The organism is Kitasatospora sp. NPDC089797 (genome assembly GCF_040684795.1).
GTDB lineage: Bacteria > Actinomycetota > Actinomycetes > Streptomycetales > Streptomycetaceae > Kitasatospora.
Genome location: NZ_JBFBGS010000015.1, coordinates 17,203 through 30,713, shown reverse-complemented (window position 1 = coordinate 30,713; position 13,511 = coordinate 17,203). Strand labels below are relative to the sequence as shown.

9 protein-coding genes are annotated in these 13,511 nt (G+C 73.5%); all 9 read right to left on the bottom strand.

The window, feature by feature from the left end:
• Positions 1-279 precede the first annotated feature (279 nt).
• The 9 genes from AB0O91_RS13965 to AB0O91_RS13925 all read right to left on the bottom strand — a co-directional run bounded on the left by AB0O91_RS13965 (position 280) and on the right by AB0O91_RS13925 (position 13,414).
• On the bottom strand, positions 280-894 hold the full coding sequence (locus AB0O91_RS13965; RefSeq protein WP_363431684.1) for a hypothetical protein: 615 nt from the start codon (positions 892-894) through the stop codon (positions 280-282).
• A gap of 92 nt (positions 895-986) precedes the next feature.
• Positions 987-4,754 carry an ATP-binding protein gene (locus tag AB0O91_RS13960; protein WP_363431681.1) on the bottom strand — a complete coding sequence of 1,256 codons (3,768 nt, stop codon included), beginning with the start codon at positions 4,752-4,754 and terminating at the stop codon, positions 987-989.
• A gap of 50 nt (positions 4,755-4,804) precedes the next feature.
• Positions 4,805-5,209 (bottom strand): cupredoxin domain-containing protein, encoded by a 405-nt coding sequence (locus tag AB0O91_RS13955; protein WP_363431678.1) that lies wholly within the window; start codon positions 5,207-5,209, stop codon positions 4,805-4,807.
• A complete protein-coding gene (locus AB0O91_RS13950) occupies positions 5,209-5,655 on the bottom strand; it encodes a hypothetical protein (RefSeq protein ID WP_363431675.1) in 447 nt (148 codons plus the stop codon). The genes AB0O91_RS13955 and AB0O91_RS13950 overlap by 1 nt, the downstream gene beginning before the upstream one ends.
• A 146-nt stretch (positions 5,656-5,801) precedes the next feature.
• Complete coding sequence (locus AB0O91_RS13945) at positions 5,802-7,133, bottom strand: nitrate/nitrite transporter (protein ID WP_363431672.1); 1,332 nt, start codon at positions 7,131-7,133, stop codon at positions 5,802-5,804.
• Entirely contained in the window at positions 7,130-7,492 is a 363-nt protein-coding gene (nirD, locus tag AB0O91_RS13940; RefSeq protein ID WP_363431670.1) for a nitrite reductase small subunit NirD, read from the bottom strand. The genes AB0O91_RS13945 and nirD overlap by 4 nt, the downstream gene beginning before the upstream one ends.
• A complete protein-coding gene (nirB, locus tag AB0O91_RS13935) occupies positions 7,489-10,077 on the bottom strand; it encodes a nitrite reductase large subunit NirB (protein ID WP_363431668.1) in 2,589 nt (862 codons plus the stop codon). Before nirB ends, nirD begins: the two co-directional genes overlap by 4 nt.
• The gene (locus AB0O91_RS13930) at positions 10,074-11,282 is read right to left on the bottom strand and encodes an FAD-dependent oxidoreductase (protein ID WP_363431666.1); all 1,209 of its coding nucleotides are present in this window, start codon (positions 11,280-11,282) and stop codon (positions 10,074-10,076) included. The genes nirB and AB0O91_RS13930 overlap by 4 nt, the downstream gene beginning before the upstream one ends.
• Positions 11,279-13,414 (bottom strand): molybdopterin oxidoreductase family protein, encoded by a 2,136-nt coding sequence (locus AB0O91_RS13925; protein ID WP_363431664.1) that lies wholly within the window; start codon positions 13,412-13,414, stop codon positions 11,279-11,281. The genes AB0O91_RS13930 and AB0O91_RS13925 overlap by 4 nt, the downstream gene beginning before the upstream one ends.
• Positions 13,415-13,511: the final 97 nt, after the last annotated feature.

The window sequence follows — 13,511 nt, the reverse complement described above, 5'->3', positions numbered from 1 at the left end:
CGGTGGGCGGACGGGGAACCGGATCCCGCCCCTGGGAGCCGCTTGTGCAATGCGCCATATGATATTTCACTGCATCTCGCACACAAGGGCCCCGCGCCACCCGACGCTGCGGCATCCCCGTGCCCACGGACCCACCGCCGGGGCCCCGGCGGGCCCGCCCGCCGCACCCCGCCCGGCCCGGTCGCCCCCGAACCGGCCACACCGCCAACGCCGTTGGCGGGCAGGGATTTTAACTCCCCCTTACCCGCCCCCACCTCGGCTTGGCATGGCGCCGCACCGTCAGACCCGACGCCCCGTGTTCGCCTGCGCCACCAGGAACGGCAGCAGCCCGCGCTCCGCCAGCGCCGACCGCCAGGCCTCCCGTGCGCGCACCAACTCCCCGGCGGCGCCGACCTCCTCCACCGGCCCGCTCCCCCGGGCCGCCGACCCCAGCAGCCCCAACCCGCCCACCACCAGGCACACCGCGGCGATCCCGCCCGCCACCCAGCCGGCCTCCAGCAGCGCCCGACCCAGCACCGCCAGGTCCTCGGAGAGCCCCAACACGTAGCCGAGCAGCAGGAACGCCACGGCGGCGACCACCGCGACTATCGGCACGATCACCCCCAGCACCCCCCACCAGCCCGACACCCGCCCGCGCGCCGGCTCCTCCACCGGCAGCCGGGCCACCGCGTCGGCGTCCGCCCGCAGCGTCGCGTACCGCTCGTACTCCGGCGCCGCGGCGGCCAGCACGTACTCCGCGTTGTCCCGCGCCGTCCGCCGCAACCGCTCGACCCAGCGCGCCTCGTCGCCGTTGTCCCGCCGGGCCGCACGGACCTGCGGCGCCGCCAGCGCCCGGCCGAGCTCGGTCTCGAAGTCGGCCCGGTCCTGCTGCGGCAGTCGAAGCGGCCTGTCCATGCTGTGCCCCCGTCTCACCGTTCACGTAGTTCTACAGAACTGTAGAACATTCAGGTGGAGGTAAACAGCCTGTTCAGGGGCGGATCTCGGCCTCAGGAGGGGTCTGCCATGGGGACCCGGGCGAGGGCGGCGCGGATGGTCTCGGCGAGGTCGGGGACGTCGACGCCCCACTCTCGCAGCCAGGTGGCGATCTGGGACATCGAATGACCAGTTCGCCTCGACAGCCCCAGCAGACCGACCAGCGTGCGTTGCTTGCCCCACCGCTCCGAGACGTCCCCCGATATCGGGCTCCTGAAGAGTTCCACCGCTTCGTCAAGGGTCAGCCCAGCAGGCAGATCATCACAGGACACCGACAGTCCGCGAGAGTTCAGATGCTGTACGAGTGATCTCGGGCTCCGGTGGAGAACCCTCGCCGCCAGGATGACTCGCGCGAATGGGATGGCCTCCGCCACCCGCAGGCCCTTCCAGTTCATCGCACTGTCAGGGAAGAACAACTCCGTATCCAAACGCGTGAAGGTGCTCGGCAGCACCATCGGAAGATCGAAGCCGTAGGCCCGGTACCTGTCGACCACCGCGGCCAACCCGATCTCCCTCCCCCCGGCCAGTTCGAACAGCCGATCATAGGTCAGCTGTGACTCATTGAAGAGGTACAGATCCGCGACGCTCGCGTCCTTCGGGATGGTGCACAGACGAAATCCACACTCCAACAGCATCTCGGCGATCCGCGCCAGGTCAGTTCCCAGCTTCGCGACTGCCCGCAGCAGATGAATTGCTGGTACCTCTACAGCACGACTGAGCCACGGGGCCTCACCGTCGAGGTCTCGACTGAGAAGCTGGACGAGCTCCTCCGTCGGGTTCTGCGGGAGTCCTGAACCGTCCGCCCCGATCCCGTACCGCCCGATGGCCGAACAGACGTGATCGACCGACATGCCAAGCACTCGGGCCGCCTTGGCAATGTGCCCGGACTCGACCGATCCTCCCGGTTGAGGACCGCTCCAGAACCTTCCTTTTCCCGTTCGCTTCCAAAGGAACACGGGGTCCGAATCCGCAGCGATCGCGAGACTCAGGATCTCCTGCTCGACGGTCCGCCCCCCACGGATCCAGGCGGCTGCGGCATCCGCAACGGACATGTCATTGATGTCGGCAAGGACCAGGAGATTGGTGATCGTCGCCCGGTTCTCGCCAGACGCCGTCCGTCGGCTCCCCATCCCGTACCAGCGGACACCGAGGCCCGCAGCCCTTGCTCTTGCTTCCTCCAGTGTCGTCTCCAGTTCCGCCGCGAGATTCAAGATCCACTCGTCTCCGAGCTCATTACCACGCCAGGACCTATAGCCGCGGTCACGGCTACGTGAAGCCAGTACCGCCAGGTCAGACGGCATCGCGGTGCGAACCCTGGCGTTTGAGACCTCCGGGCAGAGGCTGACGATCTCAGCCGGCACCCAATCACCCCCGCGAGCCATCAGCCGCCACAGCAAAACGTGATCCGGTACGTCGCCGGTGAGCTTCGATCTGAACATCTCGTCCCTTGCAGGATCCGTGAACATCTCGATATCCGCGAGGAACACGCCGGTTCGACTGGTGTCGAACGCCACTCCTCCGCACCAGAGAGTCATCCCGTTCCGCACTATTTCGGCAGCCACCAGATCCGCCAAGAAGAGGCTGTCATCTGCAATACGCTGGATCCACTCCAAGGTCACAAGGTCCGAACCGCCACTCACGAGTTCGCCGACTGCTACTTCCAGCAAGCTCTGAATCGCCGGCGCGAGATCACTGATCACGCGCCGGCGATCGACCGACATCTTTCCCGGCGCCAGTTCCCCGCTCAGGTTCACCACCGCCCCGGTCAGGCCGCCGTGTCCCCGAGAAAAGACCCCTCGAACCAGCTCCGGCTCGACTGCCAGGCCGTCGATCAGCAGGGATCCGCCGTACTGGCACCACACCACCTGTGCACCCTCCGGAGCGGCCGTCCAGGGGGCGAGCCGACCACCGGCGCTGAATCCGACATCCTCGCCTTGCGGGGCTTCCCGTGCCCTCAGCTCCTGCGGCGGCCAGGCAGACGTCCGCTCGCCGTGCACTGCCGTCGTGTCGAACTCCGCAATGCCCAGTAGGCGTTCCAACACGTCCAGCGCGGACCACGACCTGCCGAGGTCGATGTCGTCTCGGAGATACAAGCGGATTGTGGTTCCGGGTCCACGACCTTTATTCGAGCATTCGACGATGCGGAAGAGGTGGCTCGGGCCGTAGATGGAGACGTCGAGCAGCGGGCCCAACTGGCCGGTGGCGTCCATGCGGCAGGTGGTGACCTGGATTTCGTCGGCGAGCATGAAGTAGCTCAACACGCCGATACCGAAACGGCTGTTGGGATACAGCTCGACAGGCGGGTCCGTCTTCCGCCATTCGGCGCGTTCGAGTTTGAAGTCCAGCTGCTCCGCGAACCTCGCACCCGCGTTGGAGAAGACTCCGCGCAGCTCGGCCTCGCCCATGCCGACGCCGTTGTCCTGGCACTCCAGGTAGGCGCGACCGTCCTCGTCGACGTCCTGGCGGAACTCGATGCGGCCTTCGTAGGAGTAGGTGGCCAACGGGTTGGTGCGGTCGAGGTATTCCGTCCGGGCGCGGCGGTAGCGGCAGGCGTCGAGGGCGTTCTGGTACAGCTCGCGGACGGCCAAGTCCCGGTCGCGGTACAGCTCCACACCCATCAGGAGGCTGCGGACCCGCCGCTCGTCCAGCCGGAAGCGCGCCCACCCCGTGAAGGCTCCGGCGGCCGGTGCCGCCCCGTCGGAGGTGAGGCGGGTGGGGAGCGGATGGTCAGTGAGCACCCGGCGGACGGCGTGCAGCAATTCGTCCGCCCGGGCAGTGTACTCCCGCAGCCCTTCCACCACCGCCTCGTGGTGGCACTCCGCCCGCAGCACCGGAAGGTCGTACGAGCCGCCCCATACCGCCTGCTCCAAGGTGTGGCGCAGCTCCACGAGGTCCACCTCGTGGGGGATGCCGAGGTGTTCGGCGACGATCTCGGGCAGTACCGTCATCTCGATGGCGGTGCCGTAGGCCAAGGCCAGCAGCAGGGCCACCCGCGGCTCGCGGACGTGCTGCTCCCCCGGGGCCCGCAGGTGGTCGTCGGCGCTGAGCCCGGCGAGGTAGTCGCGGTTGCCGACGTCCGGGCCCCGTCGCAGCCCGTGCAGCAGCGCGCACACGCGCCGCGGCGAGAAGGTCTCGCCGAGTTCGGCGAGCATCGGCAGTTGGTCGAGCAGTTCGGTGACGCCGTCCGGGTCGGCGAGGTCCTCATACTGGGCGAGCCACCGGTGGAACAGCCACCAGCCGATCGGCGCACCCGCGTCGGGCCGGGTCCGGGCGCGGTGGGCGAGCAGGTCGTGGGACTCGATGAACTGCTCGTACGCCACACGGTCACCGTCGGGGTCGTCCGCCGGTCGGAGGTCGATGGGCCGGACGGCCGTCCGTGTCGCCGCCAGCTGCAGCGAGCGCACCCGGTAGAGGTACGGGAGCACCACCAGCAGCGCCGCCTCGGCCGGGTACAGGTCCAGCGGCTGGTCTCCCAGTAGCCAGCCGACCCGCTCGGCGAAGCGGTCCGCCACGCCCGGGTCCTGCCACGGGTCATCGGCCGGCTGCGCCTCGTCCCGCAGCCGGGCCAGCTCCCGTACGGCGGCGAGCGCCACCCGCCGGTACGGTTCCGGGTCCCGGTCCGCCCGGACGTGTCGCCACACGCGCGATTCGGCCACGCACCGTACGTCGTCGACGTTCTCGGCTGGCGGATGGCCCAGGTAGAGGTTCTCGATGTGCTCGGCCTGGACGGCCGATCCCCCGACCGTCACCTCGGTCATCACGTTCCGCGTCTCGCTCGCCACTCCGTGCCCCTCCCCACAGTGCAGGGCAACGAGCGTAGGGCAATCCGCCGCTACGCCACGGTCAGCAGCCCGCGCATGAAGTGGTGGTAGCTGCAGAGGTACGGGTAGGTGCCCGGTGCGCCGGGGGCGGTGAAGGTGACGGTGGCGCCCGGGGCCACGGGCCCGGTGTCGAAGGAGCTGGGGTCCTGGGCGGTGAGGGTGTGGGTCACGGTGCCCGCGTTGCGGACGGTGACCACCGAGCCCGGGGGGACGGTGAAGTCGGCCGGGTCGAAGGCGAAGTCGCGGATCGTCACCGTGCCGGGGACGGGGGTCGCGGAGGACGGCGCGGGGCCCGTCGAGGGCGGGGCGGTGACGGTGGAGGACTCGTCCGGGACCGCCCCGACGTAGGCGCTGAGGCACCCGCTCAGGAGGGCGCCGGAGAGCAGGAGGGCGGCGGCCCGGACGGTCGGGGGCATCAGCTGGCGGCGAGTCGCATCCGGCGGGAGTCCGCGGCGGCGGACGGGGTGGAGCCGATGTTGGAGACGGTGGCGATCACGACGGCGTCGACGTCGGGGAGCCAGTTGGAGGTCTTGGACTGGACCATGAACTGGCGCTGCTGCTGGTTGCCGTCGCAGGTGATGTCGGCCTCGGCGGTGCGGGCGGAGCCGAAGGCGGTCGAGGCGGCGTCCTCCGGGTTCTTCTGCTCGACCGAGACGGTCAGCGAGCGGGCCTCGTCGGCGGCCGAGCAGAGGTAGGTGGCGTCGACCAGGACCCGGCTGGGGATCTTGGGGTCGATCCTGGCCTCACCGAGGGAGATCACCGTCCCGGACGGCTCGCCGTCACGGACGGGAGCGGCCTGGGCGGCGGGGCTCAGGCCCACCAGGGCGGTGGTGAGGGCGGTCACGACGATCCAGCGCTGCACTGCGAACCTCCGGGGGTGTCGGGCTTGGTGCGGCCGACGCTAGCCCGGGCTCCCGGGGCCCGCGCGCCGGGTCGTCCGATCGTCGTACGAACGACCCGGCAGGCGCGCCGCCGAACGGGTTCCCCACCGCCCCCCACCCACAGCCCTCACCGCCGGCGCAGCCACACCGCCCAGGTCAGCGCCGAACAGAGCAGGTAGACCGCCAGGAACCCCAGGTACGCCGCGTCCCCGTGGTGACTGACCAGGAACGACTGCCGGAACGCCAGGTTCACCAGCACCCCGCCGAACGCCCCCACCGCCCCCGCCAGCCCGATCAGGGCCACCGCCCGCCGCCGGGAGTCGGCCTCGGCGGCCGCCGGGTCGGCCCCGGCCGCGACGGCGCGCCGGGCGCGCTCCTGGTAGTGCGCCGGGATCATCTTGTACGTCGAACCGTTGCCGATCCCGCTGAGCACGAAGAGCGCGGTGAACCCGCCGAGGAACAGCGGCAGCGAGCCCGCCCGGGAGGCCGTCAGGACGATGGCGGTCCCGGCGCCCATGGCGGCGAAGGCCGCCAGGGTGACCCGCGCGCCGCCGTACCGGTCCGCCAGGCGGCCGCCGACCGGCCGCAGCAGCGAGCCCAGCAGGGGGCCGAGGAAGGTGAGCGCGGCGGCCTTGACCGGGGTGTCGAAGCGCTCGTGGAACTGCACCTGGAGCACCTGGCCGAAGGCGAAGCCGAAGCCGATGAAGGAGCCGAAGGTGCCGATGTACAGGGTGGACACCGCCCAGCCGTACGGATCGCGGGCGACCTCCCGCAGCGCCCGCCCCTCCCCGCGGGGGGCCACCGGCAGGTCGTCCATCCGCCACCAGGCCCCGGCGGCCGCGAGCACGATCAGCGGCAGGTAGATCAGCGGCAGCAGCCGGGGGTGCCCGGCCCCGGCGGTGGCCAGCACCAGCAGGCCGAGCAGTTGCACGGCGGGCACGCCCAGGTTGCCGCCGCCCGCGTTGACGCCCAGCGCCCAGCCCTTGAGCCGGTGCGGGTAGAAGGCGTTGATGTTGGCCATCGACGAGGCGAAGTTGCCGCCGCCGACACCGGCCGCGCAGGCGACCGCCAGCAACGTGCCGTAGGGGACGCCGGGCCGCAGCACCGCGGCCGCGAGCGCCGTCGGCACGAGCAGCAGCAGGGCGCTGACCACCGTCCAGGTGCGACCGCCGAAGCGGGCGACGGCGAAGGCGTACGGCAGCCGCAGCAGCGCGCCGAGCGCGGTGGGCAGGGCCGTGAGGGTGAACTTGCCCGCGGTGTCGATGCCGTACTCGGGGCCGAGGAAGAGCACCAGTACCGACCACAGGCTCCACACCGAGAAGCCGATGTGCTCGGTGAGGACGGAGAGCACCAGGTTGCGCCGGGCGATCCGGGCACCGCCGCGGGCCCACTGCTGCTCGTCCTCCGGGTCCCAACCGGCCAGCGGGGTGGGCGATCCGGCGGCGAGGACGGCCGTCATGCCGCGGTCCCGCCGGGCACGACCCGCACCGGCCAGCGCCGCAGCACCGCGGCGCTGCCGTCGGGGGCGGTGGGCTCGTCCAGGCAGCGCCCGTCGGTGAGGTCGTACACCTGCTTGTACATCGGCGAGATGAGGGTCGGCCGGTCGCCGCGGCTGCCGAGCAGGCCGCGGGCGAGGACGGGGGCGCCGCTGAACGGGTCGAGGTTGTCGACGGCGTACAGCTCGCCGCCGCGGCCGCGGAACAGGGCGACCTGCCCGGCCGCGCCGGGGAGCAACACCGCCACCCCGCGCCCGGGTTGGAGGTCGGCCAGGGCGCAGACGCTCTGCCAGCGGTCGCCGTCGTGGATCTGTACGGTCACGGGGTGAGCACCTCCGGTCGGGCCCCGGCGATCAGCACGGGGGCGTTGAGGGGGCGGCCGGCCTCGCCGGGGCGGGCGGGGCGGATCTGGCCGCGTTCGGGGACGAAGGTGACGGCGGGGTCGGGGGTCCCGGGGGCGTTGACGAAGGAGGCGAAGCGCCGCATCCGGTCCGGGTCGGCCAGGGTCTCGGCCCATTCGTCCCGGTAGGAGCCGATGTGACGGTCCATCAGTTCGTCCAGTTCGGCGGCGATGCCGAGCGAGTCGTCCAGCACGACGGCCCGCAGGTGGTCGAGCCCGCCCTCCAGCCGCTCCAGCCAGACCGAGGTGCGCTCCAGCCGGTCGGCGGTGCGGATGTAGAACATCAGGTAGCGGTCGACGGTGCGGATCAGGGTGTCGCGGTCGAGGTCGGCGGCGAGCAGGTCGGCGTGGCGCGGGGTCATCCCGCCGTTGCCGCCGACGTAGAGGTTCCAGCCCGCCGAGGTGGCGATGATGCCGAAGTCCTTGCTCCGCGCCTCCGCGCACTCCCGGGCGCAGCCGGAGACGGCGGCCTTGAGCTTGTGCGGGGAGCGCAACCCCCGGTAGCGCAGCTCCAGTTCGATGGCGAGGGTGGTGGAGTCCTGGACGCCGAAGCGGCACCAGGTCTCGCCGACGCAGGACTTCACGGTCCGCAGCGACTTGCCGTAGGCGTGCCCGGACTCGAACCCGGCGTCGACCAGCCTGCGCCAGATCAGCGGGAGTTGGTCGACGGTGGCGCCGAAGAGGTCGATCCGCTGGCCGCCGGTGATCTTGGTGTAGAGGCCGTGGTCGCGGGCGACCTCACCGATCGCGATCAGGCCCTCGGGGGTGATCTCACCGCCGGGCACCCGGGGGACGACCGAATAGGAGCCGTTGCGCTGGAGGTTGGCGAGGAAGTGGTCGTTGGAGTCCTGGAGGGCGCCCTGTTCACCGTCCAGGATGTGGCCGTTGCCGAGGCTGGCCAGGATGGAGGCGACGGTGGGCTTGCAGATCTCGCAGCCCTCGCCGCCGGTACCGTACCCGGCCAGCAGGGCGGAGAAGCCCGACACACCCGTCACCCGGACGATCTCGTACAACTCGGCCCGGCTGTGGGCGAAGTGCTCGCACAGGCCCTGGACGGTGGCGACCCCGGCGGCGGCCAGCTCCTCGGTGACCACGGTGCCCAGCTGCTTGAGGCAGCTGCCGCAACCGGTGCCGGCCCGGGTGCACTTCTTGACGGCGGCGACGCTGTCCGCGCCCTGCTCGCGGACGGCGGCCCGGACGGCGCCCTGGGTGACGTTGTGGCAGGAGCAGAGCACCGCCGTGTCGGGCAGCGCGACCGGTCCGGCGGCGGCGAACCCGGCGGGCAGCACCAGCTGTTCGGGCGCGACGGTGAGCGGCCCACCGGCCGCGGCGAGCGGGCGCAGCGCGCCGTAGCCCTCGGTGTCGCCGACCAGGACGCCGCCGAGCAGCGCGCCGTCGGCGCCGATCACCAGCTTGCGGTAGACGCCGCTGCGGCTGTCGCTGTACAGCACGTCGAGCGCGCCCTCGGCGCTGCCGTGCGGGTCGCCGAAGCTGGCGACGTCGACGCCGAGCAGCTTGAGCTCGGTGGAGGTGTCCGCCCCGGTGAAGCCGGCGCCGGCCCGGTCGGCGATGGTGCGGGCGGCCGTCTCGGCCATCTGGTAGCCCGGCGCGACCAGCCCGTACACCCGGCCGTCGACGGCCTGGGCGCACTCGCCGACGGCCAGCACCGCCGGGTCCTCGGTGCGGCAGTGGGCGTCGACCACGATGCCGCCGCGCGGGCCGACCGGCAGTCCGCAGTCCCGGGCGAGCCCGTCGCGGGCGCGCACCCCGGCGGAGAAGACCACCAGGTCGGCGGGCAGTTCCCGGCCGTCGGACAGGGCGAGGCCGCGCACCCGGCCGTCCGGGCCGGTGAGCACGCCGCCGGCGCCGACGCCGGTGTGGACGGTGACGCCCAGCTCCTCGATCCGGCGGCGCAGCGCCGCGCCGCCGCCGTCGTCCACCTGGACGGCCATCAGCCGGGGCGCGAACTCGACCACGTGGGTGGCCAGTCCGCCGGCCCGCAGGGCGCCGGCCGCCTCCAGGCCGAGCAGTCCGCCGCCGACCACCACGCCGGTGCGGGCGACGGCGGCCCCGGCCCGGATCGCGTCGACGTCCTCGACGGTGCGGTAGACGTGGCAGCCGGGTGCGTCCGTCCCGGGCACGGGCGGCACGAACGGCACCGAGCCGGTGGCCAGGACCAGGACGTCGTAGCGGACTTCGGCGCCGGAGCGGGTACGGACCAGGTGCGCCGCCCGGTCGATCGCGGTGACCGGGTCGCCGAGCCGCAGGTCGATGCCGTGCTCGGCGAGGAAGCCGGGCGGGCAGAGCCCCAGGTCCTCGGGCGTGCTGCCGGTGAACAGCGCGCCGAGGTGGACCCGGTCGTAGGCGGGGCGGGGTTCCTCGGCGAGCACGGTGACCCGCCAGCCGCGCGCGGCGGGCTGCGCGCTCCAGGCCTCCAGGAAGCGCTGGCCGACCATGCCGTGGCCGACCAGGACGAGGTCGCGGACGTCGCGCCCGTCTTCGGTCATCGGGTGACTCCTCGGGTGAGCAGGTGCAGGGGGTGGCCGACGAGTGCGCCGCCGTCGGCGAAGGCGCCGGCCAGCGCGTCCACGGTGGCCAGGTCGCCGAGCAGGATGGCGCCGACCAGCCGGTCGCCGCGCAGGACGAGCTTCTTGTAGCTGCCGCGGGTGGCGTCGGTGAGCCGCAGCACGTCGAGGCCCGGGTCGAGGGTCTCGTCCACGGTGCCGAAGGCCGCGTACTCCAGGTCGCCGGTGCTGAGCCGGGCGCGCGGGCTGCTGCCCGGGTAGCGGGCGTCGGGCTCGGCGCCGGACAGCCGGCGGGCCAGCACGTCGGCCTGCTCCCAGGCCGGACCGGCCAGGCCGTGCACGGTGCCGCGGTGTTCGGCGCAGTCGCCGACGGCGGACACGTGCGGGGCGGCGGCCAGTTGGTCGTCCACCAGGACGCCGGTGCCGACCGGCAGGCCGGCGGCGTGGGCGAGCCCGGTGCGCGGGCGGGTGCCGCAGGCGAGCACGACCAGGTCGCAGTCCAGCCGGTAGCCGGTGGCCAGCTCCACCGCCGCGGCCCGGGCGCCGCCGTGCACGGCCCGGGCCCGGTTGCCGGGGTAGCAGTCGACGCCCAGCGACCGCAGCCGCTCGCGCAGCACGGCGGCCGCCTCCGGATCCAGCTGACGTTCGATCAGATGCGGTGCCTGGTGGACGATCTCGACCCGGACGCCGAGTCCGGCCAGGGCCCGGGCGGCGCTCACCCCGAGCACTCCGCCGCCGATCACCACGGCCCGCGCCGCCCCGACGGCCTCCTCGGCGAGCCGGGTGCAGTCGTCCAGGGTGCGCAGCGTGTGCACGCCCCCGGTCAGTCCGGACCCGTCGGGGCGGCGCAGCCCGCGCACGGGCGGCAGCACCGGGTTGGCGCCGGTGGCCAGCACCAGTTCGTCCCAGGACTCCTCGGCGCCGTCGGCCGTCCGCAGGGTCCGTCCGGCGGTGTCCACCGCGACCACCTCGCTGCCGGGCCGGACCGTCGCCCCGCCGAGCGGCAGGGCGATCGACTCGGCGTCGTACCGCCCGGTCAGCACCTCGGCGAGCAGCACCCGGTTGTACGGGGCGCGCGGCTCGGCGCCGTGGACGGTGACCGTGCCGGGGCCGCCGAGGGCGGTGTAGCGCTCGGCGAACCGGGCGGCCGCCATACCGCCGCCGACCACGGCGATCCTGGGGGTCACGCCCCCTCCTCCCGCCGCACGCGCTCCACCCGGACGGCGCAGAGCTTGAACTCCGGCATCCGGGAGACCGGGTCGAGGGCCGGGTTGGTGAGGCTGTTGGCCCGCCCGGCGCCCGCCCAGTGGAAGGGCATGAAGACGGTGTCCGGCCGGATCGCGTCGGTGATCCGGGCCGGGGCGACGGCCCGGCCGCGCCGGCTGGTGACGGCCACCGGCTCGCCGTCCGCGATGCCGAGCCGCCGCGCCAGCTGCGGGTGCAGTTCGACGTAGGGGCCGGGCGCGGCCGTGGTGAGCTCGGCGACCCGGCGGGTCTGGGCGCCGCTCTGGTACTGGGCGAGCACCCGGCCGGTGGTCAGGTACAGCGGGTAGTCCCGGTCCGGCTCCTCGGCGGCCGGGCGGTGGGTGACCGCGGCGAACCGGGCCCGGCCGTCCGGGGTGGCGAAGCGGTCCAGGAAGAGGCGCGGCGTCCCCGGGTGCCCGTCGGCGGGGCAGGGCCAGAACACCCCGTCCTCGGCGGCGATCCGGGCGTAGCTGATCCCCGCGTAGTCGGCGTCGCCGCCGGCCGAGGCGCGCCGCAGTTCGTCGAAGACCGGCTCGGCCTCGGCCGGGAAGCCGTGCGGGACGCCCAGGCGGGCGGCCAGTTCGCGCAGCAGCCACAGCTCGCCGCGCACGCCGGCCGGCGGGTCGAGGGCGCGGCGGCGCAGGATCACCCGGCCCTCCAGGTTGGTGGTGGTGCCGTCCTCCTCGGCCCACTGGGTGACCGGCAGCACGACGTCGGCGAGCCGGGCGGTCTCGGAGAGCACCACGTCGGCGACCACCAACAGGTCGAGTGCGCGCAGCCGTTCGGTGACGTGTGCGGCGTTCGGTGCGGAGACCGCCGGGTTGGAGCCGGCCAGCAGCAGCGCCTTCACGCCGTCGGGGCGGCCGAGGCCGTCCAGCAGCTCGTACGCGGAGAGCCCGGGGCCGGGCAGGCTCGCGGCCGGGACGCCCCAGACGGCGGCGACGTGGGCGCGCGCCGCCGGGTCCTCGATCGAGCGGTAGCCGGGCAGTTGGTCGGCCTTCTGGCCGTGCTCGCGCCCGCCCTGGCCGTTGCCCTGGCCGGTCAGACAGCCGTAACCGCTGTACGGGCGGCCGGAGTTGCCGGTGGCCAGGCAGAGGTCGATCCAGGCGCCGACGGTGTCGGTGCCCTTGCTGTGCTGCTCGGGGCCGCGCGCGGTGAGCACCATGCCGGTGGCGGCCTCGCCGAACGTCCTCGCCGCCTGCCGGAGTTGGTGCACGGGGACGCCGGTGATCCGTTCCACCCGGTCCGGCCAGTGCGCCGTCGCGGCCTCCCGGGCGGCCGCGAAGCCGGTGGTCCGCCCGGCGATGAACTCCTCGTCCAGCAGGCCGTCCGCGATCACCAGGTGGAGCAGGCCGAGGGCGAGCGCGAGGTCCGCACCGGGGCGGGGCTGGAGGTGCAGGTCGGCCAGCTCGGCGGTGCGCGTGCGGCGCGGGTCGACCACGATCAACCGGCCGCCTTTCTCCCGGAGTTCGCGCAGGTAGCGGACGGCCGGCGGCATCGTCTCGGCCGGGTTGGCGCCGACCAGGATCAGGCAGCCGGTGTGCGGGAGGTCGGCGAGCGGGAACGGCAGGCCGCGGTCCAGGCCGAAGGCCCGGCGGTGCGCGGCGGCGGCCGAGGACATGCAGAACCGGCCGTTGTAGTCGATGTTCGCGGTGCCCAGCACGACCCGGGCGAACTTGCCCAGCAGGTAGGCCTTCTCGTTGGTCAGCCCGCCGCCGCCGAACACGCCCACCGCGTCCGGCCCGTGCGCGGCCCGGACCCGCGCCAGCCCGGCGGCCGCCCGGTCCAGCGCCTCGGGCCAGCCCGCCGAGCGCAGCGGGGCGCCGGGCCGGTCGCGGAGCAGCGGACCGGTCAGCCGGGCGCCCCGGGCCAGCAGTGCGGGCGCCGTGCGGCCCTTGCCGCACAGCGCGCCCCGGTTCACCGGGAAGGCCGGGCGCTCCAGCACCTCGACCGGCGGCCCGGCGTCCGCCGCGGCGGGCGCCAGCCGCATCCCGCACTGCAGCGAGCAGTACGGGCAGTGCGTGTCGGTGGCGGCCGGGGCGGTCCGGGCGACCGGGGCGGCGGTGGGTGTCATGCCGAGAACGCTCGGCGTCCGCTGTTTCCCCACCGCTTCGCCGGTGTTGCGGGCACGGAACGCCTTGCTCACGCCGCCCGCCCGCCGGGGTGCACGC

What these genes read in the sequence shown, in the direction of transcription:
- AB0O91_RS13965 (WP_363431684.1), bottom strand. Translation starts at nt 894, where the DNA reads ATGGACAGGCCGCTTCGACTGCCGCAGCAGGACCGGGCCGACTTCGAG.
- AB0O91_RS13955 (WP_363431678.1), bottom strand. Translation starts at nt 5,209, where the DNA reads ATGCCCCCGACCGTCCGGGCCGCCGCCCTCCTGCTCTCCGGCGCCCTC.
- AB0O91_RS13945 (WP_363431672.1), bottom strand. Translation starts at nt 7,133, where the DNA reads ATGACGGCCGTCCTCGCCGCCGGATCGCCCACCCCGCTGGCCGGTTGG.
- nirB (WP_363431668.1), bottom strand. Translation starts at nt 10,077, where the DNA reads ATGACCGAAGACGGGCGCGACGTCCGCGACCTCGTCCTGGTCGGCCAC.
- AB0O91_RS13925 (WP_363431664.1), bottom strand. Translation starts at nt 13,414, where the DNA reads ATGACACCCACCGCCGCCCCGGTCGCCCGGACCGCCCCGGCCGCCACC.